Origin of the sequence: Streptomyces sp. NPDC102462 (assembly GCF_044765425.1) — a bacterium.
GTDB lineage: Bacteria > Actinomycetota > Actinomycetes > Streptomycetales > Streptomycetaceae > Streptomyces.
Genome location: NZ_JBIWKB010000012.1, coordinates 1 through 20,805, shown reverse-complemented (window position 1 = coordinate 20,805; position 20,805 = coordinate 1). Strand labels below are relative to the sequence as shown.

Genomic DNA, 20,805 nt, shown 5'->3' with positions numbered 1-20,805 from the left:
CCCGGCCGGGCCCGCAGAGGGGCCCGGACATGGAAACGGGCCGGGAAGCCTGCTTCGGGGGGTCAGGCTTCCCGGCCCGCGTTCGGGGGGCCGGTCAGCCCATGTGCGGGTACGTGTAGTCGGTCGGCGCGACCAGCGTCTCCTTGATGGCGCGGGTCGAGGTCCAGCGCAGCAGGTTCTGCGGGGCGCCGGCCTTGTCGTTGGTGCCGGAGGCACGGCCGCCGCCGAAGGGCTGCTGGCCGACCACGGCACCGGTCGACTTGTCGTTGATGTAGAAGTTGCCCGCGGCGTAGCGGAGCTTGTCCATCGTGTACGCCGCCGCCGCACGGTCGTTGGCGATGACCGAGCCGGTGAGGGCGTAGTCGGAGACCGACTCCATCTGGGTCAGCATCTCGTCGTACTTGTCGTCGTCGTAGACGTGGACGGCGAGGACCGGGCCGAAGTACTCGGTGCGGAAGACCTCGTTGTCCGGGTCGGTGCACTCGATGACGGTGGGACGCACGAAGTAGCCGACCGAGTCGTCGTAGGAGCCGCCCGCGACGATCGTGCAGGCCGGGTCCTGCTCGGCACGGTCGATCGCGGCCTTGTTCTTGGCGAAGGCACGCTCGTCGATCACGGCGCCGATGAAGTTCGCCAGGTCGGTGACGTCACCCATGGTGAGGTGGTCGACCTCGGCCGCGAACTCCTCCTTGAAGCCGGAGTTCCACAGGGACGCCGGGATGTAGGCGCGGGAGGTGGCCGAGCACTTCTGGCCCTGGTACTCGAAGGCACCCCGGGTCAGGGCGGTCTTCAGCACCGCGCGGTCGGCGCTCGGGTGGGCGACCAGGAAGTCCTTGCCGCCGGTCTCGCCGACCAGCCGCGGGTAGGTGCGGTACTTCTCGATGTTCTCGCCGACCGTCTTCCACAGGTACTGGAAGGTCCTGGTGGAGCCGGTGAAGTGGATGCCGGCCAGGTCGCGGTGGACGAGGGCGACCTCGGAGACCTCGATGCCGTCGCCGGTGACGAGGTTGATGACGCCCTTGGGCAGGCCGGCCTCCTCCAGCAGCCGCATCAGCAGTACGGCGGCGTGGGTCTGGGTCGGCGACGGCTTCCACACGACGACGTTGCCCATCAGGGCCGGCGCGGTGGGCAGGTTGCCCGCGATCGCCGAGAAGTTGAACGGGGTGATCGCGTAGACGAAGCCCTCCAGCGGGCGGTGGTCGAGGCGGTTCCACACGCCCGGGGAGTTGGCCGGGGGCTGCTCGGCCAGGATCTGGCGGGCGTAGTGGACGTTGAACCGCCAGAAGTCGACCAGTTCGCACGGGGTGTCGATCTCGGCCTGCTGGGCGGTCTTCGACTGGCCCAGCATGGTCGAGGCGGCGATCGTCTCGCGCCACGGGCCGGCCAGCAGCTCGGCGGCGCGCAGGATGATCGCGGCGCGGTCGTCGAAGGACATGGCACGCCAGGCGGGCGCGGCGGCCAGGGCGGCGTCGATGGCGTCCTGGGCGTCCTGCCGGGTGGCGTTGCGGAGCGTGCCGATGACCGCCTTGTGGTTGTGCGGCTGCACGACCTGGAAGGCCTCGCCGCCGCCCATCCGCTGCTCGCCGCCGATGGTCATCGGCAGGTCGATCGGGTTCTCGGCCAGCTCCTTGAGCTTGGCCTCCAGACGGGCGCGCTCGGGCGAGCCGGGGGCGTAGCCGTGCACCGGCTCGTTGACGGGGGTGGGGACCTGGGTCACAGCGTCCATGAGATCCGTTACTCCTTGACGTGAGCGGTGTTGCGAGCGGGGAGCTCAGCCCTTGCTGACCATCGAGCGGGCGAAGAAGCGCAGGTTGGCCGGCTTCTCGGCGAGGCGCCGCATGAAGTAGCCGTACCAGTCGGTGCCGTAGGCGGTGTAGACGCGCATGCGGTGGCCCTCGGCGGCGAGCCGCAGATGCTCCTCGCTGCGGATGCCGTAGAGCATCTGGAACTCGTACTCGTCCAGCTTGCGGCCGGCCTTGTGCGCGAGTTCCTGGGCGATGGAGATCAGCCGCGGGTCGTGGGACCCGATCATCGGGTACCCCGCGCCGTCCATCAGTGTCCGCAGGATTCGCACGTACGCCTTGTCGATCTCGTGCTTCTGCTGGTAGGCGACCTCGGCGGGCTCCTTGTAGGCGCCCTTCACGAGCCGTACCCGGCTGCCGCTCGCGGCGAGCCGGCGGGCGTCGGCCTCGGTACGGAAAAGGTAGGACTGGATGACGCAGCCGGTCTGCGGGAAGTCCTTCCGCAGTTCCTCGTGGATCGCGAACATCGAGTCGAGAGTGGTGTGGTCCTCGGCGTCGAGCGTGACGGTGGTGCCGATCGCGGCGGCGGCCTCGACCACGGTCCGTACGTTCTTCAGGGCCAGTTCATGGCCGCCGTCGAGGGACTGCCCGAACATGGAGAGCTTGACGGACATCTCGGCCTTCCGGCCGAGCTCCAGCTCCGCGAGCCGGCCGGTCAGTTCCAGATAGGCGTCACGGGCCGCGGTGGCCTGCTCGGGGGTGGTGATGTCCTCGCCGACGACGTCCAGGGTCAGTTCGAGGCCCTTGGCGGTCAGGTCCTCGATGACGGGCACGATGTCGGCCACGCTCTCGCCGGGGATGAAACGGTCGACGACCTGCTTGGTCACCGGGGCCGCCGAGATCAGGCGGCGCATCCGGTCGCTGCGTGACGCGGCGAGAATGACGGGACCCAGCACGGGGCACCTCCACAACAGAGCACCAAAGGGCCGTCAGCCGACGATTCGGGTACGGCACGGAGAACCACCGTGAAACCTAAGGATCCCTCCGATCGTCGGCCATCGACAGCTGTCACGCATCCGCTCACCGGATCTCAGACAGATGTATGAAAGCGGCCGGGACATGCGGGAGAATGCCTGGGTGGCGGCGGATTACAACGGTGACTACCAGGAGCTGGTGGACGAGATCTCGGAGCTGCTGGGCGCGCCGGCGACCCTGGAGAACCGCGACTTCGAGCTGATCGCCTTCGGCGCGTACGACAGCGAGGGCGAGCTGGACGCCTCGGCCCTCGACCCGGTCCGCGCCCGATCGATCCTGACCCGGCGCTCGACGGCGGCGGTCCGCGCCTGGTTCGAGGGCTTCGGCATCACCCGGGCGACCGGACCGGTGCGCATCCCGCGCACCCCGGAGGCCGGGGTGTACCGGGGCCGCATCTGCCTGCCGGTACGCCATCGCGGTGTCGTCCTCGGCTACGTATGGCTCCTGGACGACGATCCGGGCCCCAGCGAGCGTCAGCTGGCCGCGGCGATGGCGGTCACCACGCGGATCGGCGCGCTGCTCGCGGACGAGGCGCAGGCCGGGGCCGACCTGACCCGGGAGCTGCGGGCCGTGCTGACCGCGGAGCGGGGTTGGCAGGCGGACATGGCGGTGGCGGAGCTGCGCACCGCGCTGGGCGCCAGGTCGGACGGCCCGCACACGGTGGTGTGCGTGGCTCCCTGGCCGTCGGCCGACCCGGACGACGCCCCGTCGGTCCGTACGCTGCCGGGTGCGACCGCGTTGTGCACGGTGCCCTGGGGCACCGCCGGGCAGTCGCTCGCGCTGCTGGTGCGGCTGCGGTCCACGGACACGGCGGGGCCCGCGGTGTCGGCCGCGGGGCGGCTGCTGGAGCGGGCGGGCGGCAGGCGGCGCGGCCGGGGCGGCGCGTCGGACGCCGCGAGCGGGAGGCGGGCGGCCGGGGTCGCGGTCGCCCGCACGGGGCTCGCCGAGCTGGGGGCCGCCTGGCGGGAGGCGGTCGGGGCGGCCCGCGCGGCGCTGGCCGAGCCGGGGCTCGGACCGGTGGCCGAATGGGCGCACATCGGACCGTACCGGCTGCTGACCTCCCTGCCGCACGAGGCGGCGCACGATCCGGCGGTCGCCCCGCTGCTCGCCCCCGCCCACCACGAGCTGGCCCGCACGGCGGAGGTGTTCCTCGACTGCGCGGGCCAGGCCGGCCGTACGGCGGCCGAACTGGGCATCCACCGCCAGACCCTCTACTACCGCCTGTCCCGGGTCGAGCATCTGACGGGCCTTGACCTGGACGACGGCGAGGACCGGCTGCTGCTGCACATGGCACTGAAGGGGGCACGCCTGTAGCGCCCCGTCACCGCAGGGCGGTCACGGGGCGGCGACCCCCGCGGCGGCCGGGGAACCGGCCGCGGCGGTGACACTGCGCCGGACCAAGGCGGGCGACGCGTCATCGCCCCCGCGGAAAACGCCAGCTCACCACCGGTCGTCGGTCGTCCGTCGTCCGTCGTCCGTCGTCCGTCGTCCGTCGTCCGTCGTCCGCGAGGAACGTCGTGGCTGGTCGCGCCGTTCCCCGCGCCCCTGCGGGGCGTGACCGAGCCCGTCCTGCGTCTGCGGACGAGGGCGTTCGGGCCGAGCGGGGGTGCCGGGGGCGGAGCCCCCGGGCACGGCGTGCTCAGACCAGGTTCACCGAGCGGGCGGACGTCGCGCCGATCTCCGCCGCGACCTCGCCCAGCACACCCGCACCCACCGTGTCGTCCACGGTCAGCACGGCCAGCGCCTCGCCGCCCACCGTGGCGCGAGCCACCTGCATGCCGGCGATGTTGATACCCGCCTCGCCGAGGATGCGGCCGACGGTGCCGACCACACCCGGACGGTCCTCGTACCGCAGCACCAGCATGTGGTCGGCGAGCGCGAGGTCGACGTCGTACTCACCGACGGCGACGATCTTCTGCACGTTCTTCGGGCCGGCCAGCGTGCCGGAGACCGACACCTCCTCGCCGCCCGCGAGCGTGCCGCGCACGGTGACCACGTTGCGGTGGTCCGCCGACTCGGAGCTGGTGGTCAGGCGCACCTCGACGCCCCGCTCCTGGGCGAACAGCGGCGCGTTCACATACGACACCGTCTCGGCGACGACGTCCTCGAAGACGCCCTTGAGGGCGCTCAGCTCCAGCACCTTCACATCGTGCTGGGTGATCTCGCCGTACACCTCGACGTCGAGCCGGACGGCGACCTCGCCGGCCAGCGCGGTGAAGATCCGGCCGAGACGTTCGGCGAGCGGCAGACCCGGCTTGACGTCCTCGGCGATGACACCGCCCTGCACGTTCACCGCGTCCGGGACCAGCTCACCGGCGAGGGCCAGGCGCACCGACTTGGCGACCGCGATGCCCGCCTTCTCCTGGGCCTCGTCGGTGGAGGCGCCGAGGTGCGGCGTGCACACGACCTGGTCGAACTGGAACAGCGGGGAGTCCGTGCACGGCTCCTTGGCGTACACGTCGAGGCCGGCGCCGGCGACCCGGCCCTCCTTCAGCGCCGCGTACAGCGCCTCCTCGTCGACGATGCCGCCGCGCGCCGCGTTGACGATGCGCACGTTCGGCTTGACCTTGTGCAGCGCCTCCTCGCCGATCAGCCCGAGGGTCTCGGGGGTCTTCGGCAGATGCACGGTGATGAAGTCGGACACCTCGAGCAACTCGTCCAGGGACAGCACCTTCACGCCCATCTGGGCGGCCCGGGCGGGCTGGACGTAGGGGTCGTAGGCGACGACCTTCATGCCGAAGGCGGACATGCGCTGCGCGACGAGCGCGCCGATGCGGCCGAGGCCCACGACGCCGAGGGTCTTCTCGGCCAGTTCGACGCCCGTGTACTTGCTGCGCTTCCACTCGCCGTTCTTCAGCGCGGCGTTGGCCTGCGGGATGTTGCGGGCGGTGGCCAGGATCAGGCCGCAGGCCAGCTCGGCCGCGGTGACGATGTTGGAGGTGGGGGCGTTGACGACCATCACGCCGGCCTTGGTGGCGGCGGAGACGTCGACGTTGTCCAGTCCGACGCCGGCTCGTGCGACGACCTTCAGCTGGTGCGCGGCGGCGATGGCCTCGGCGTCGACCTTGGTGGCGGAGCGGATCAGGATCGCGTCCACGTCGGCGATGGCGGGGAGCAGTTCGGCTCGGTCCGCGCCGTTGCAGTGCCGGATCTCGAAGTCGGGGCCGAGCGCGTCCACGGTCGCGGGCGACAGCTCTTCGGCGATGAGTACGACAGGTTTCGAGCTCACGTGAGTCCTCACAAGTCCAAGCGTGCGGACGGCCGTCCCGACGGCCGCAGGCGGAGGAGAGGGGGCTAGCCGCGGAAGACGCACGACGCTGTGGGCCTGACGCGTTGTTGTGCAGCAGTGTAGTGGCGTGGCGAAAGCCGTTCTGCGCCTCTGCGGAAGGATCACCCGTCCGGGCTGGGACGGGATGGACAACGGGGCCGGAGCGATCCGCCCCGGCCCCGTCTCATGAGGCTTACGCCTCCTCGTTCACCCAGCTCATCAGCTTGCGCAGCTGCTTGCCGGTGGTCTCCAGCAGGTGCTCGGAGTCCTGCTTCTTGTACTCGTTGTACTTCTTCAGACCGCCGTGGTACTCCTCCATCCAGTTCGTGGCGAAGGAGCCGTCCTGGATCTCGGAGAGGATCTTCTTCATCTCGGCCTTGGTGGCGTCGGTGATGATCCGCGGACCGCTGACGTAGTCGCCCCACTCGGCGGTCTCCGAGATCGACCAGCGCATCTTCTCCAGGCCGCCCTCGTACATGAGGTCCACGATCAGCTTCAGCTCGTGCAGGCACTCGAAGTAGGCGATCTCCGGCTGGTAGCCGGCCTCGGTCAGCGTCTCGAAGCCCGCCTTGACCAGCGCCGCGGTGCCACCGCACAGCACGGCCTGCTCACCGAACAGGTCGGTCTCGGTCTCCTCGGTGAAGGTCGTCTTGATGACGCCCGCGCGGGTGCCGCCGATGCCCTTGGCGTAGGACAGGGCCAGCGCGAAGCCGTTGCCCGTCGCGTCCTGCTCGACTGCGACGATGCAGGGGACGCCGCGGCCCTCCTCGTACTGGCGGCGCACCAGGTGGCCCGGGCCCTTGGGGGCGACCATGCACACGTCCACGCCGGCCGGGGGCTTGATGAAGCCGAAGCGGATGTTGAAGCCGTGGCCGAAGAACAGCGCGTCGCCGTCCTTCAGGTTGGGGGCGATGGACTCCTCGTAGACCTGGCCCTGGATCGGGTCCGGCACCAGGATCATGATGACGTCGGCCTCGGCTGCGGCCTCCGCGGGCGTCACCACGCGCAGGCCCTGCTCCTCGGCCTTCGCCCTGGACTTGGAGCCCTCGTGCAGGCCGACCCGGACGTCGACACCCGAGTCGCGCAGGGACAGGGCGTGCGCGTGGCCCTGGCTGCCGTAGCCGATGACCGCGACCTTGCGGCCCTGGATGATGGACAGGTCGGCGTCAGCGTCGTAGAACAGCTCGGCCACTTTGGGTTCTCTCCTTGTGTGCAGGTGTTGCTTCCACCGTATGACGGTGAGGGGTGAGGGCGATTCGGGGTCTCGGCATACGGGCGGCCGGGTTCCCCCGACCGCCCCAATGCCTCGTCAGGCCGACCGGTCCAGTGCGCGCAGCGACCGGTCCGTGATGGAGCGGGCGCCGCGCCCGATCGCGATCGTGCCGGACTGGACCAGCTCCTTGATGCCGAACGGCTCCAGCATCTTGAGCATGGCGGTCAGTTTCTCGCTGGACCCGGTGGCCTCGACGGTCACGGCCTCCGGGGAGACGTCGACCGTCTTCGCGCGGAACAGCTGGACGATCTCGACGATCTGGGAGCGCGTCTCGTTGTCGGCGCGCACTTTCACCAGGACGAGTTCGCGCTGCACCGCCTGCGCGGGCTCCAGTTCGACGATCTTCAGGACGTTGACGAGCTTGTTGAGCTGCTTGGTCACCTGCTCCAGCGGCAGGTCCTCGACGCCCACCACGATGGTGATGCGGGAGATGTCGGGGTGTTCGGTGACGCCGACCGCGAGCGAGTCGATGTTGAAGCCGCGGCGGGAGAACAGGGCGGCGATCCGGGCGAGGATGCCCGGTGTGTTCTCCACCAGGACGGAGAGCGTGTGCTTGGACATGGGTGTGTGCTCTTCCTCGCTCAGTCGTCTTCGCTGTCGCCGAAGTCGGGGCGGACGTCCCGGGCGGCCATGATCTCGTCGTTGGAGGTTCCGGCGGCGACCATCGGCCAGACCATCGCGTCCTCGTGGACGATGAAGTCGACGACGACCGGGCGGTCGTTGACCGCGTTCGCCTCCTCGATGACCTTGTCCAGGTCCTCGGGGGACTCGCAGCGGATCGCGTAGCAGCCCATCGCCTCCGACAGCTTCACGAAGTCGGGGACACGGGTGCCGGCGCTCGGCTGCCGGCCGGCCCCGGTGGCGGAGCCGCCGTTCGCTGCGGCGGGGCCGGAGTGCAGGACGGTGTTGGAGTAGCGCTGGTTGTAGAACAGCGTCTGCCACTGGCGGACCATCCCGAGGGCGCCGTTGTTGATGATGGCGACCTTGATCGGGATGTTGTTCAGGGCGCAGGTGGTCAGCTCCTGATTGGTCATCTGGAAGCAGCCGTCGCCGTCGATCGCCCAGACCGTGTGGTCGGGCCGGCCGGCCTTGGCGCCCATCGCGGCCGGGACCGCGTAGCCCATGGTTCCGGCGCCGCCGGAGTTCAGCCAGGTGGCGGGCCTGTCGTACTCGATGAAGTGCGCGGCCCACATCTGGTGCTGGCCGACGCCCGCCGCGAAGATCGTTCCCTCCGGTGCCAGCCGGCCGATCCGCTCGATGACCTGCTGCGGGGAGAGCGAGCCGTCGGCGGGCTGGTCGTAGCCCAGCGGGTAGGTCTCGCGCCAGCGGTTGAGGTCGTTCCACCAGGCGGTGTAGTCGCCCGTGTGGCCCTCGCTGTGCTCTTTCTGCACGGCCTGGATCAGGTCGGCGATGACCTCGCGGGCGTCACCGACGATCGGCACGTCGGCTGCGCGGTTCTTGCCGATCTCCGCGGGGTCGATGTCGGCGTGGACGATCTTGGCGTGCGGGGCGAAGCTGTCCAGCTTGCCGGTGACGCGGTCGTCGAAGCGGGCTCCGAGGGCGACGATCAGGTCGGCCTTCTGCAGCGCCGTGACGGAGGCCACCGAGCCGTGCATGCCCGGCATGCCCAGGTGCTGCGGGTGGCTGTCGGGGAACGCGCCGAGCGCCATCAGGGTGGTGGTGACGGGCGCTCCGGTCAGCTCCGCGAGGACCTTCAGTTCGGCGGTGGCCTGCGCCTTGAGGACGCCGCCGCCGACGTAGAGGACGGGGCGCCGGGCCGCGGTGATCAGCTTGGCCGCCTCGCGGATCTGCTTGGCGTGCGGCTTGGTCACCGGGCGGTAGCCGGGCAGGTCCATGACCGGCGGCCAGGAGAAGGTGGTCCGGGTCTGGAGGGCGTCCTTGGCGATGTCGACCAGGACCGGGCCGGGGCGCCCGGTGGAGGCGATGTGGAACGCCTGCGCGATCACCCGGGGGATGTCCTGGGGGTCGGTGACCAGGAAGTTGTGCTTGGTGATCGGCATGGTGATGCCGACGATGTCGGCCTCCTGGAAGGCGTCCGTGCCGATCGCCTTGGACGCGACCTGGCCGGTGATCGCGACCAGCGGGACGGAGTCCATGTGCGCGTCGGCGATCGGTGTGACCAGGTTGGTGGCGCCGGGGCCCGAGGTGGCCATGCACACGCCGACCTTGCCGGTCGCCTGCGCGTACCCCGTGGCCGCGTGCCCGGCACCCTGCTCGTGGCGGACCAGCACATGACGGACCCGGGTGGAGTCCATCAGCGGGTCGTACGCGGGCAGGATCGCACCGCCGGGAATGCCGAATACGGTGTCGGCGCCGACCTCCTCAAGCGAGCGGATGAGGGACTGCGCACCCGTGACGTGCTCGACGGGCGCGGACTGCTGTCCTCCGGAACGGGGCCGCGGCTGCGGATGATGGGCCCCGGTGGCCTGCTCGGTCATCGGCATTCTCTTCTCGATGCTGAGGGTTTTTGCGAGGTTTGTGCGGTGTCGGTCTGCTGTACGGCAGGTGCCCGTGCAACAAAAAACCCCTCGTGCCGTAGGGCAAGCGAGGGGAGCGCGCCGGTAAGGTCGCTGGGGTTGCCGGATCGTCCTCCGGTGGGTCCCAGCTCAGCCGACGCGCTGTCCAAGTACGAGAATTCGGGTACGCATGGCACCGACCCTCCCCCCGGCACACACCACGTGTCAAGTGGGTGGGATGGGAGTCTCATTATGTGAGCCTACGCGCTCCGCTGGAAATGCCGCGATAGGCCGTCGGTCGTCTGCGGCACCGTTGCGGCTGGTCGCGCCGTTCCCCGCGCCCCTTCGGGGCGCTGTCGAACCGCAGGGGACTTCATTGGACCTGCTTGGGCCACGGCCTTTCCGGACACGGCGGACACACCACCCGCGGACGTGCCCGCGTGTCCTTTCATGACTCGTTCACCTCCGGGGCGCCGCGGTCGGGGGCGAGGCCACGACCGTGCTCAGCCCTTCGGGCATCCGTGCTCCCCCGCTCTCGGCCTCGGCCGGGCGGGTGGACACCCAGGTGCCCTCGACCCCGACGTGTCCGTTCGGCTCCCTCGCGCCGCCCGCGAACGCCGGTTCGGCCGGTCCGTGCGGCACCGGATAATGGCCGGATCCGAGCGCCCGGCGCAGCCGGTACTCGTCCAGCGGCCCGGAGAACGCCATGCCCTGCCCATGGGTGCAGCCCATCGCGCGCAACGCCACGACCTGCTCCGGAAGGTCCACGCCGTCGGCCACGGACTGCAGCCCGAGGTCGGTGGCGATCCGCAGCAGCCCACTGGTGATCTTGTGCAGCCGCGCGGACTCGACGACGCCTTCGACCAGACTGCGGTCGAGTTTCAGTACGTCGACGGGGAGTCTGCGCAGGGCCGTGATCGCCGCGTAGCCGTTGCCGAAGCCGTCCAGCGCGATCCGGACGCCCAGCCGTCTGAGCGCGCCGAGCCGGTGCTCCAGCTCGTCCAGGGAGACCCGGGGGTCGGTGTCCGCCAGCTCGATCAGCAGCGACCCCGACGGCAGCCCGTGCCGGGTCAGCAGGGCCTCCACCGAGCCGAGCGGCATCGACCGGTCCAGCAGCCGGCGCGCGGACATCCGCACGGCCACGGGTACGGCCAGTCCGGTCGCGGCCCGCTCGGCGGCCTGGGCCACCGCCTCCTCCAGGATCCAGCGGTCCAGCTCCGAGGTCCGGTCGCTGTCCTCGGCCACCCGCAGGAACTCGGCCGGTGTGAACAGCACGCCCTGGGAGGAGCGCCAGCGCGCCTGCGCGGCGGCCGACATGACGCGGCCGCTGCCGAGGCACACCACCGGCTGGTGCAGCAGCGTGAACTCGCCGTCGTGCAGTGCCGCGCGCAGCCGGGTGGCCAGTTCCGCCTTCCGTACGACGTCCTGCTGCATCTGCGGCCGGTACAGCTCGACGCGGCCCTTGCCCGTCGACTTCGCCCGGTACATCGCCAGGTCGGCGTTGCGCAGCAACTCGCCGGCGCCGAGGCCCGGTTCGGCGAAGGCGACCCCGATGGAGGCGTTGACCCGGACATCGTTGCCGTCGATGAGGTAGGGCTGGGAGAGCGTGGTCCGCAGGCGGTCGGCCAGTTCCAGGATGTTCCGCTCCCGGGCGCCGCGGTCCCGGACGCCGTCCCCGATGATCAGGGCCGCGAACTCGTCGCCGCCCAGCCGGGCCGCGGTGTCCCCCTGCCGGACCGCGTCCTGGAGTCTGCGGGCGGCCTGGACGAGCAGTTCGTCCCCGGCCTGGTGTCCGATCGTGTCGTTGACGGCCTTGAAGCCGTCCAGGTCGATGAAGAGGACGGCCGTGCCGTGCAGCGCGGCGGCGCGGTCGGAGGCACGGCGGCCGGACAGGGCCTGCTGCACACGCCGGGTGAACAGGGCGCGGTTGGGCAGGTCGGTGAGCGGGTCGTGTTCCGCGCTGTGCTGCAGTTGTGCCTGCAGACGCACTCTTTCGGTCACGTCCCGGCTGTTGAAGATGAGGCCGCCGTGGTGACGGTTGACGGTCGACTCCACGTTGAGCCAGCCGCCGTCGCCGGACCGGAAGCGGCACTCGATGCGGGTGGTGGGTTCTTCGAGGGGGCTCGCGGTGAGGAAGCGGCGCACCTCGTGCACCACGCAGCCCAGGTCGTCCGGGTGGATGAGCACGGCCAGTTCGCTGCCCACCAGTTCCTCCGCGGGCCGCCCGTAGACCCCGGCGGCGGCCGGGGAGACGTACCGGAGGGTGCCGTTGGGCGCGGCGATCATGATGACGTCGCTCGACCCCTGCACCAGGGAGCGGAAGTGGTTCTCCTTCTGCGCCAGTTCCTGGGTGAGGGTGATGTTGTCGAGCAGCATGATGCCCTGGCGCACGACGAGCGCGAGCACCACGCAGCCGGCGGTGACGAGCACGACGTGGTCGGGGCTGCGCCCGTTGAGCACGTTGTACAGGATGCCCAGGGTGCATACCGCGGCGGCCAGATAGGGGGTGAGCGCGGCCAGCGAGCCGGTGATCGGCCGGCCGGCCGGATACCGGCTGTGCTCGACCCCCTGGCCGGGCGGCGGCACCTGACCCGGCAGCGACACCGGGCCGGGCAGTGGCAGTTGCCCGGGCTCGCCGGTGCGCGGCCCTGGCGGACGCCGGTGGGCCGGGCGGGCGTGCCCGCCGCCGGACCGGTCGGGTTCGTGCTGTTGCTGGCGCGGGGGCGCCGCCCAGGGCGCGTAGGCGAGCAGCAGCGAGCCCGCGAACCAGCCCGCGTCGAGCAACTGTCCGGAGCGGTAACTGCTGTGCAGCAGCGGCGAGGTGAACAGCGCGTCGCACATCACGGTCAGGGCGAGCGCGCCGATCGCCGTGTTGACCGCCGTGCGGTTGCCCGGGGCGCGTCGGAAGTGCAGCGCGAGCACCATGCTGACCAGGGCGATGTCGAGCAGCGGGTACGCGAGGGACAGCGCGGTGTGCGCCACGCTCGGCCCGTCGAACCTGGCGGCCTGCGCGAGCGCGAGGCTCCAGGACAGGGTGAGCAGCGAGCCGCCGATCAGCCAGGCGTCCAGCGCCAGGCACATCCAGCCGGCCTTCGACACCGGCCGCTTGGCGAGGACCAGCAGGCCCACGATGGCGGGCGGCGCGAAGCACAGGAAGAACAGGTCGGCGAAGCTGGGGCTCGGCATGGGACGCCGCAGCACGACCTCGTACCACCCCCAGACCGTGTTGCCCAGGGCCACCATCGCCGAGGAGAGGGCGAACAGCATCCAGGCGGGTCGAAAGCGGACCTGGCGCCTGTGGGCGTAGAGGAGACATGAGACCGCGGCGCAGCCCGCCGCCGCGGCCAGCCCGAAGTCACCCATGATCAGCGCGATTTCGCTGGAACCCCAGTCGAGCGCGGAACCGACGGCGTATCCCGCGCACACCAGGGCCAGCACGAGCTGATGGACCATGCTGGACCCGCCGCCGACGGCCGGCGGACGGGACAGCGGCGGCCCTGCCGGGTGCTGCCTGCGCAGCGCCCCGCGCGGGGTGGTCGTCACCGTGGGCGGCGAACTCACCGGTCCCTCCCGGTCCGTGCCGCTCCCGGGCCCCGGGGGTCCCGGTGCGCATGCCTCCTGCGCCCGCTGTGCCTGCGGTGGTGGCTGGTGTGATGGCCGCGTCTGTGCGCCGCCGTGCGCCAGGGCCGCCGTCGGCGGCTCCGCCGCGTCGGATCGTTCGTCCATAGGCCGTGCATCGCCCGTCGCCCCCCTCACATCTCTGAAATGTCCATCCCTGGCGCCGAACGGTGCGCGGCGCAGCCCCTGTCGGGACGATACACCAGTCTCGTCACTCAGGGACATAGCTTCTCTACGCTCCGTGACGACCGCGGAGATATGGGTACCCCCCGCGTCCGGAAGGATGCGGAGGGTGCCCGAAACGGATTACACGCCTGCCATGTCGCCCCTCACGCGCGGGTGGAGCCCGTCGTAAGGATCACGTTTCGCAGCGGCTCCCGGTTCACGAAACGGCTCAACTGGTCCGTCAGCAGCCGCTTCGCGCGCGGCAGGAAGGCCGACGTGGGCCCGCCCACGTGCGGGCTGATCAGCACACCGGGCGCCTGCCACAGGGGGTGGCCCGGCGGCAGCGGCTCCGGGTCCGTGACGTCCAGGGCGGCGGTGATACGGCCGCTCTCCAGCTCCGCGAGCAGCGCCTTGGTGTCGACGACGGGGCCGCGCGCGACGTTGACCAGCAGCGCTCCGTCCTTCATCCGCGCGAGGAAGTCGGCGTTGACCAGGCCCCGCGTGGTCTCGGTCAGCGGCGTGGACAGGATCACGACGTCCGCTTCCGGTAGCAGGGAGGGCAGTTCGGTGAGCGGATGCACCGGACCGCGCGCCGAGGTGCGCCCAGAGCGCGCGACGCGCGCCACCCGCGCGAGTTCAAATGGCGCGAGCCGGTCTTCGATGGCCTCGCCGATGGAGCCGTAACCGACGATGAGGACGTTCTTGTCGGCGAGTGCCGGGTGGAACCCGCCGCGCCACTCCCCTCTGTCCTGGGCGCGCACGAAATCGGGGATGCCGCGCAGCGAGGCGAGGATCAGGGCCAGCGTCAGCTCGCCCGTGCTCGCCTCGTGCACACCGCGCGCATTGCACAGCAGGACGCCCGGACGCAGCCGGCCGAGGCCCGGCTGGACGTGGTCGATGCCCGCGGACAGCGTCTGGACGACCCGCACACCGCTCATCCGCGGCAGCGGCCGGACACAGACGTCGCTGGGCTTCATGTAGGGGACGACGTAGAAGGCGCAGTCGGCCGGGTCCGCGGGGAACTCCTCTTCCCCGTCCCAGAACAGGTAGTCGGGCCCGACGGGAAGCCCCTCGATCTCCTCCGGCGGGATGGGCAGCCATACGTCAGCAGTCATGGTCTGGAGGCTATGTCAGGCTCGTGAACAGGCAGAGGTTAGGTTGGGGGCCGACGAGGGAGGTTCACGACCAGGTGGAGCGCAGGACGATCGGCGCGGGGGCGCTCGCGGTGGGGGCCGTCGGACTCGGCTGCATGCCGATGAGCTGGGCGTACAGCGGGTCGCGGCAGCGGGGGGACGAGTCGGTCAGGGCCGTGCACCGGGCCCTGGACCTCGGCTGCACGCTGCTGGACACGGCCGACATGTACGGCCCGTTCACCAACGAACTGCTGATCGGCCGGGTCCTCAAGGAGCGGCGCGCGGAGGCCTTCGTGTCGACCAAGGTCGGGCTGCTGGTGGGCGAACAGCACGTCGTGGCCAACGGCCGCCCCGGGTATGTGCGGCGGGCCTGCGACGCGTCGCTGCGCCGGCTGCAGACCGACGTGATCGATCTGTACCAGTTGCATCGCGCCGATCCCGAGGTTCCCGTCGAGGAGACGTGGGGCGCGATGGCGGACCTGGTCCGGGCCGGGAAGGTCCGCACGCTGGGCCTGTGCGCGGTGGGTGCGCGCGCAGGGCGCCGCTCGGGGACCGGGCTGCACGACGCGACGCTGCGCCAGCTCGGGCGCGTCCAGCAGGTCTTCCCGGTGAGCGCGGTGCAGGCGGAGCTGTCGGTGTGGTCGCCGGAGGCGCTGGACGCGCTGCTGCCGTGGTGCGCGGCGCGCGGCGTCGGCTTCCTCGCCGCGATGCCTCTCGGCAACGGCTTCCTGACCGGCACGCTGACCCCGGGGGAGGGCTTCGAACCGGACGACGTACGGGCCCGCCATCCGCGTTTCACGGCCGAGATGATGGCCGCCAACCAGCCCATCGTCGCCGGGCTGCGCCGGGTGGCCCGGCGGCACGGCGAACACGTCACACCGGCGCAGGTGGCGCTGGCCTGGACGCTGGCGCAGGGCCGGCACGTGGTCACGGTGCCGGGGACCAAGCGGGAGCGCTGGGTGACGGAGAACGCGGGCGCCCCGTCCGTCCGGCTGACCCCGAAGGACCTGGCGGAACTGACCCGGCTGCCGTCGGCCCAGGGCTCCTGGGACTGACAGCGCGGATCTGCGGGGGCGCATGGGAACCCGGGTGGGGCGAGCGGTGTAAGAGATAGAGAAGGCGCCGCCGGAACCACCGCGTCGAAGGGACCATGATCGTGCAACGTCGAGCTGTGTCGGCCGTGCTGGCCGCAACCGCGCTCCTGCTGACGGCCGGCTGCTCCTCCGACAGAGGCGGCCCACCGGGCGGTGACGGGAGCGCCGCCGCGCGGGGGACGACGTCGGGGGCCGCCCCGTCCGCGGGGTCGACCGCACCGGCCCCGCCCGCCAAGGGCTCGGTGAAGGTGGTGCGGACGGTCACGGAGAATCTGAAGTCGCCCTGGGGCCTGGCGCCCCTGCCCGGCGGCGGTCTGCTCGTCTCCTCCCGGGACGAGCAGACGATCACCCGGGTCGACGAGAAGACGGGCAAGCAGACCGGGCTGGGCAAGGTCTCCGGGGTGTCCCCGGACGGTGAGGGCGGTCTCCTGGGCATCGCCCTCTCCCCCGGCTACGCCTCCGACCACATGGTCTACGCGTACTTCACCTCGGCCTCCGACAACCGGATCGTCCGCATGCTGTACGACGAGCGGAAGCCGCCCGGCGAACAGCTCGGCGCGCCCGACACGGTCTTCCGGGGCATCCCCAAGGGCTACATCCACAACGGCGGCCGGATCGCGTTCGGCCCGGACGGCATGCTGTACGCGGGCACGGGCGAGAGCGGCGAACGGGGTCTGTCCCAGGATGTGAAGTCCCTGGGCGGCAAGATCCTGCGGATGACCCCGGAGGGCGAGCCCGCCCCCGGCAACCCCTTCAAGGACTCCGTCGTGTACAGCTACGGCCACCGCAATGTGCAGGGCCTCGCGTGGGACGACAAGCAGCGCCTGTTCGCATCGGAGTTCGGCCAGGACACCTGGGACGAGCTGAACGCGATCAAGCCGGGCGACAACTACGGCTGGCCGGACGCCGAGGGCAAGTCGTCAAACCCCCGGTTCCACAACCCGCTGGCCCAGTGGCACACGGACGTCGCCTCCCCGAGCGGCATCGCCTATGTGAACGGGTCCATCTGGATGGCCGCGCTCAGAGGCCAGCGGCTGTGGCGCATCCCACTGAAGGGCACTGAGGCCGCTGCGGCACCCCAGGCGTTCCTTAAGGGCACCTACGGCCGGCTCCGTACCGTCGTCGCGGCGGGCGGCGACAGGCTGTGGCTGGTCACGAGCAACACGGACGGCCGGGGCGAGCCGAAGAAGGGAGACGACCGGATCCTGGAACTGCGGGTGACATAGCGCGACGGCGGCCGGGCGTCCCGTCCCGCCCGCGCCCTGAAGACCGCCGTCGGCTACGGCCGTGGCCGCGCGGTGAGCCGGTCGTCAGTCCCGGGAGGCAGCGGGAACAGCTCCAGCCGATGGGCCACCGCCGCCGCCTCGCCCCGGCCCGAGACTCCGAGCTTGCCCAGGATGTTGGAGACATGGACGCTCGCGGTCTTCGGGGAGATGAACAACTCCTCGGCGATCTGACGGTTGGTGCGGCCGGCGGTGACCAGGCGGAGCACATCGCGCTCCCGGCTGGTCAGGCCCAGCGCCTCGACCGGGTCGGCCGGGGCGGGCGTCCGCCGCGGGGCGCAGGTCAGCACGAGGCGGGCGCGCTGGGCGAGGAGCGCCACACCGTCGGCGAGCGGGCGGGCGCCCAGATGATCGGCGACGGCCCCGGCCAGCCGAAGCAGCTCTGTGGCGCGGTCCCGCTCGTCGTCCCCGCCGCCGGGTGCCTCGTGCGGGCGTCTGCCGCCCGAGGACAGCAGGGCCGCCGCGAGCCGGTGACGGACACGGGCGAGGTCGTAGGGGCGGTCCAGGGACTCGAAGGCGGTGACCGCCTCGGACCACAGGTCGGGGGTGTCCTCGCCCGCGGCGCGCCGGAGTTCGGCGCGGACCCATGCGTCGTGGGCGAGCCACAGAGGTGCGCCGGTGGTGAGGTCCTTGGCCGCGTCGGCGATGCGATCGAGGGCTTTGGCCCGGCCGGGTTCCGCCGCGGGCAGGGCGCGGGCGTCGGCCTCCGCGGTGGCGGCGGCCCTGACCAGCGGCCAGGCGTAGCGGTGGCTGCCGGGCGGGACGCCGGCGTCCAGGGCGCGGTGCAGTTCGGCGCGGACGTCGAGCAGCCGGCCCTCCGCGGCGGCGAGGCCGACCGCGACCCGGGCCGGCGGCAGCCACTGCTGGGGCATGACGTCACGGGTGCCGAAGTAGCCGCGGGCCGCAGTGAGTTGGCGGGCGGCCTCGGCCAGGTCGCCGCGGCCGAGGGCGAGGCGCGCCAGGGACAGCGCGGCCGAGCCCAGGGGCTTGGTGCTGGGGCCGCGGCGGGTCGCGTGCGCGGCGGCGGACGCGACCTGGCTCCAGTTGCCGAGGGCGTACTGGGACTCGGCGAGGTTGGCCCACAGCAGGGCCTCGGAGCCGAGCAGGCCGAACTTCCGGGTGTAGTCGATCCCTTCGTCCAGGAGGGGGACGGCCTCCCGGGAACGGCCGACCGCGTCGAGTTCGGAGGGCAGATTCACATAGGCACGGCCCGCGACCTGGGTGTAGCCCTCCTGCACGGACCGGTCCTTGACCCGGCGCAGCTCGACGAGTCCGGCCTCGATGTCGCCCGCGTCGACCCTGAGGGCGCCGAGCGTGAGGCACGCGTCCAGTTCGATCTCGCGGGCGTCGATCATACGGGCGTACTCGACGGCCCGTTCGGCGGCGGCCAGGGCGCCCGGGCCCGGCTCGTGCAGCATCGACCAGTTGGCGACGCCGGCGAGCACGTCGGCGTGCACCTCGGAGGGGGGCAGTCCGCGCACCAGCTGCTCGGCGGTGGCCAGTTCATGCCGTCCGTCGCCGCGTCCCAGCGCCTGGACGAGGCCGGAGCGCTGGGTCCAGAACCAGGCGGCGCGCAGCGGGTCGTCCTCGTCCTCCAGGAGTTGCAGCGCCCGCTTGGTGATCTTCAGGGCGCGTTCGCGTTCACCGCACCTGCGTCCGGCGACGGCGGCCTCCGCCATCAGGTCGAGATAGCGCAGCGGGGTGGCGGCGTCGCAGGGCGGGTACACCTCGGCGCAGTCGACGGGGCGCAGGGCCGCCCGTACCGGGTCCGGTGCGGTGTCCCACAGTTCCATCGCCCGCTCCAGGAGCCGCAGTTGCTCGCTGTAGGCGTAGCGGCGGCGGGCGGCGACGGAGGCGTCGAGGACGGCGGGCAGGGCCTTGGCGGGGTCGTGGGCGTGGTACCAGTGGCTGGCCAGTCGCATGACGCGTTCGTCGGCGGGGACGAGCGCCGGGTCGCTCTCCATGGCCTGTGCGTAGCGGCGGTTGAGGCGGGAGCGTTCGCCGGGGAGCAAATCGTCGGCGACGGCCTCGCGGACCAGGGAGTGGCGGAAGCGGAAGCCGTCGCCGCCGGGGGCGGTGAGGAGGATGTTGGCGTTCACGGCGGCGCGCAGCGCCTCGATCAGATCGTCCTCGGCGAGCCCGGCGACGGCGGCGAGCAGCGCGTACTCGACGGTGGCGCCGCCCTCGGCGACGATCCGGGTGATCCGCTGGGCGGCCTCGGGCAGCGCCTCCACCCGGACCAGGAGCAGGTCGCGCAGCGAGTCGGTGAGTCCGGTGCAGCAGCCCTCGCAGGCCGCGACGGCCAGTTCCTCGACGAAGAAGGCGTTGCCGCCGGAGCGTGCGAAGATCTCGTCGACCTGGGCGGGTTCCGGTTCCGCGGCGAGGATGCCGGCGATCTGCCGGCCGGCCTCCTCGCGGTTGAAACGGGCGAGTTCGACGCGGCGGACGGTGCGCAGCCGGTCGAGTTCGGCGAGCAGGGGGCGCAGCGGGTGGCGGCGGTGGATGTCGTCGGAGCGGTAGGTGGCGAGGACGACGAGGCGGCCGGTCCGCAGGGTGCGCAGAAGGTAGGAGAGCAGGTGGCGGGTGGAGGCGTCGGCCCAGTGCAGGTCCTCAAGGGCGAGGACGACGGTGCGGTCGGCGGCGACGCGTTCCAGCAGGCGGGCGGTGAGTTCGAAGAGGCGGGCGGTGCCCTCCTCGTCGTGCCGCCCCGGGGCGCGGGCGGGGGTGGCCTCGCCCAGCTCGGGCAGGAGCCTGGCCAGGTCGTCCTCCTGGCCCGCGGCGGCCGTGGCGACTTCGTCGGGCAGGGCGCCGCGCAGGGCGCGCAGGGCGGTGGAGAAGGGGGCGAACGGCAGTCCATCGGCGCCGATCTCGACGCAGCCGCCGAGGGCGACGACGGCGCCCTGACGACCGGCGGCGGTGGCGAACTCCTCGACCAGCCGGGTCTTGCCGACGCCCGCCTCGCCGCCGAGCAGCAGCGCCTGGGGCTCACCGGCGTCGGCACGGGCGAGCGCGTCGTTCAACGCGTGCAGTTCGTCGGTACGGCCGACGAACACGGGACTGACGGACCTGGTCTCCACGGGTTTGAGCATCGCACGGAGGTCCGACGGCGCGGCATCCGTTTTCCACAGGGAGGACGGGTCGGTGCCCGGGCCGGGTGCGGGCGGCCGGGGCGTAGGGCGGACCGTGCGGGGGCGCGGGCGCCCGTGGACCGGGAGCGGGCGGCCGTCCCCGGTGCGGGCGCCCGCCCCCGCCGATGCGCTCACGCGGTGCGGGGATGCCGATGACGGCCGGGGTGCCCGGTATCGGAGGGAGACTCGCGGCCGGCGCGGCGGCGGGCGGCCGGTGCACGGCGGGCCGCGCGGCGTTGGCGCAGCGCCTCGCGGACCAGGCGCTCGTGCTCGGCCCGGCGGCGCAGTTCGGTGGCGCGGATCAGATGGAGTTCGTACTCGATCATGGCTGGCCCCTTCGGAGAGTCCGGTGTCGGCATCGCTTCCGGCGATGCCCCCACCTTCGTCGGCCAGGGGGGCGCGGCACATCGGGAGAGTTCCGCATCTTGCGGCGGGCGGCGGTTTCCCGGGGCGCTTGACGTGCTCCCTGGCCTAAAGTCCAGGGATTCCGGCCCGGGTCGTCTGACCCTTCCGGTGGCTTCCTGCTTCACCGCGCTGTGCGGGCACGTGTGCCCGTCTTACCGGCGCTCCACAGGCATTTGGCGTCTCC

Annotated in this window: 13 protein-coding genes; 3 read left to right on the top strand and 10 right to left on the bottom strand. The window is 71.9% G+C overall.

Going from position 1 to position 20,805, the window contains the following annotated elements:
- Positions 1-94: 94 nt before the first annotated feature.
- Together pruA and ACIRFL_RS13170 are read right to left on the bottom strand one after the other, a co-directional pair.
- Entirely contained in the window at positions 95-1,726 is a 1,632-nt protein-coding gene (gene pruA / locus ACIRFL_RS13175) for an L-glutamate gamma-semialdehyde dehydrogenase (RefSeq protein WP_404027380.1), read from the bottom strand.
- A gap of 45 nt (positions 1,727-1,771) precedes the next feature.
- Positions 1,772-2,698 carry a proline dehydrogenase family protein gene (locus tag ACIRFL_RS13170; RefSeq protein ID WP_404027377.1) on the bottom strand — a complete coding sequence of 309 codons (927 nt, stop codon included), beginning with the start codon at positions 2,696-2,698 and terminating at the stop codon, positions 1,772-1,774.
- A gap of 163 nt (positions 2,699-2,861) precedes the next feature.
- On the opposite strand from ACIRFL_RS13170, the gene ACIRFL_RS13165 reads away from it, so the two are divergent.
- The gene (locus ACIRFL_RS13165) at positions 2,862-4,091 is read left to right on the top strand and encodes a PucR family transcriptional regulator (RefSeq protein ID WP_404027374.1); all 1,230 of its coding nucleotides are present in this window, start codon (positions 2,862-2,864) and stop codon (positions 4,089-4,091) included.
- Positions 4,092-4,416: 325 nt separating this feature from the next.
- Here ACIRFL_RS13165 and serA read toward each other — a convergent pair whose 3' ends face one another.
- The 6 genes from serA to ACIRFL_RS13135 form a co-directional block, all read right to left on the bottom strand.
- Complete coding sequence (serA, locus tag ACIRFL_RS13160; protein WP_404027371.1) at positions 4,417-6,006, bottom strand: phosphoglycerate dehydrogenase; 1,590 nt, start codon at positions 6,004-6,006, stop codon at positions 4,417-4,419.
- Between the two features lie 232 nt (positions 6,007-6,238).
- On the bottom strand, positions 6,239-7,237 hold the full coding sequence (ilvC, locus tag ACIRFL_RS13155; RefSeq protein ID WP_404027368.1) for a ketol-acid reductoisomerase: 999 nt from the start codon (positions 7,235-7,237) through the stop codon (positions 6,239-6,241).
- Between the two features lie 117 nt (positions 7,238-7,354).
- Positions 7,355-7,879: an acetolactate synthase small subunit gene (gene ilvN, locus ACIRFL_RS13150; RefSeq protein WP_404027366.1), complete on the bottom strand. Its 525-nt coding sequence runs from the start codon at positions 7,877-7,879 to the stop codon at positions 7,355-7,357.
- A gap of 20 nt (positions 7,880-7,899) precedes the next feature.
- Positions 7,900-9,777, bottom strand: a complete 1,878-nt coding sequence (locus ACIRFL_RS13145) for an acetolactate synthase large subunit (RefSeq protein WP_404027363.1) — start codon at positions 9,775-9,777, stop codon at positions 7,900-7,902.
- 477 nt (positions 9,778-10,254) lie between these two features.
- Positions 10,255-13,356 (bottom strand): putative bifunctional diguanylate cyclase/phosphodiesterase, encoded by a 3,102-nt coding sequence (locus ACIRFL_RS13140; protein WP_404027360.1) that lies wholly within the window; start codon positions 13,354-13,356, stop codon positions 10,255-10,257.
- A 386-nt stretch (positions 13,357-13,742) separates the two neighbouring features.
- Positions 13,743-14,693 (bottom strand): 2-hydroxyacid dehydrogenase, encoded by a 951-nt coding sequence (locus tag ACIRFL_RS13135; RefSeq protein WP_404027358.1) that lies wholly within the window; start codon positions 14,691-14,693, stop codon positions 13,743-13,745.
- Between the two features lie 74 nt (positions 14,694-14,767).
- On the opposite strand from ACIRFL_RS13135, the gene ACIRFL_RS13130 reads away from it, so the two are divergent.
- Positions 14,768-15,766 carry an aldo/keto reductase gene (locus ACIRFL_RS13130; RefSeq protein ID WP_404027356.1) on the top strand — a complete coding sequence of 333 codons (999 nt, stop codon included), beginning with the start codon at positions 14,768-14,770 and terminating at the stop codon, positions 15,764-15,766.
- A gap of 95 nt (positions 15,767-15,861) precedes the next feature.
- On the top strand, positions 15,862-17,031 hold the full coding sequence (locus ACIRFL_RS13125; protein ID WP_404027355.1) for a PQQ-dependent sugar dehydrogenase: 1,170 nt from the start codon (positions 15,862-15,864) through the stop codon (positions 17,029-17,031).
- 53 nt (positions 17,032-17,084) lie between these two features.
- On the opposite strand, the gene ACIRFL_RS13120 is transcribed toward ACIRFL_RS13125, so the two are convergent.
- Entirely contained in the window at positions 17,085-20,177 is a 3,093-nt protein-coding gene (locus ACIRFL_RS13120; RefSeq protein ID WP_404027354.1) for an AAA family ATPase, read from the bottom strand.
- A gap of 170 nt (positions 20,178-20,347) precedes the next feature.
- The gene (locus ACIRFL_RS13115) at positions 20,348-20,542 is read right to left on the bottom strand and encodes a hypothetical protein (protein ID WP_404027353.1); all 195 of its coding nucleotides are present in this window, start codon (positions 20,540-20,542) and stop codon (positions 20,348-20,350) included.
- Between the last annotated feature and the right edge of the window lie 263 nt (positions 20,543-20,805).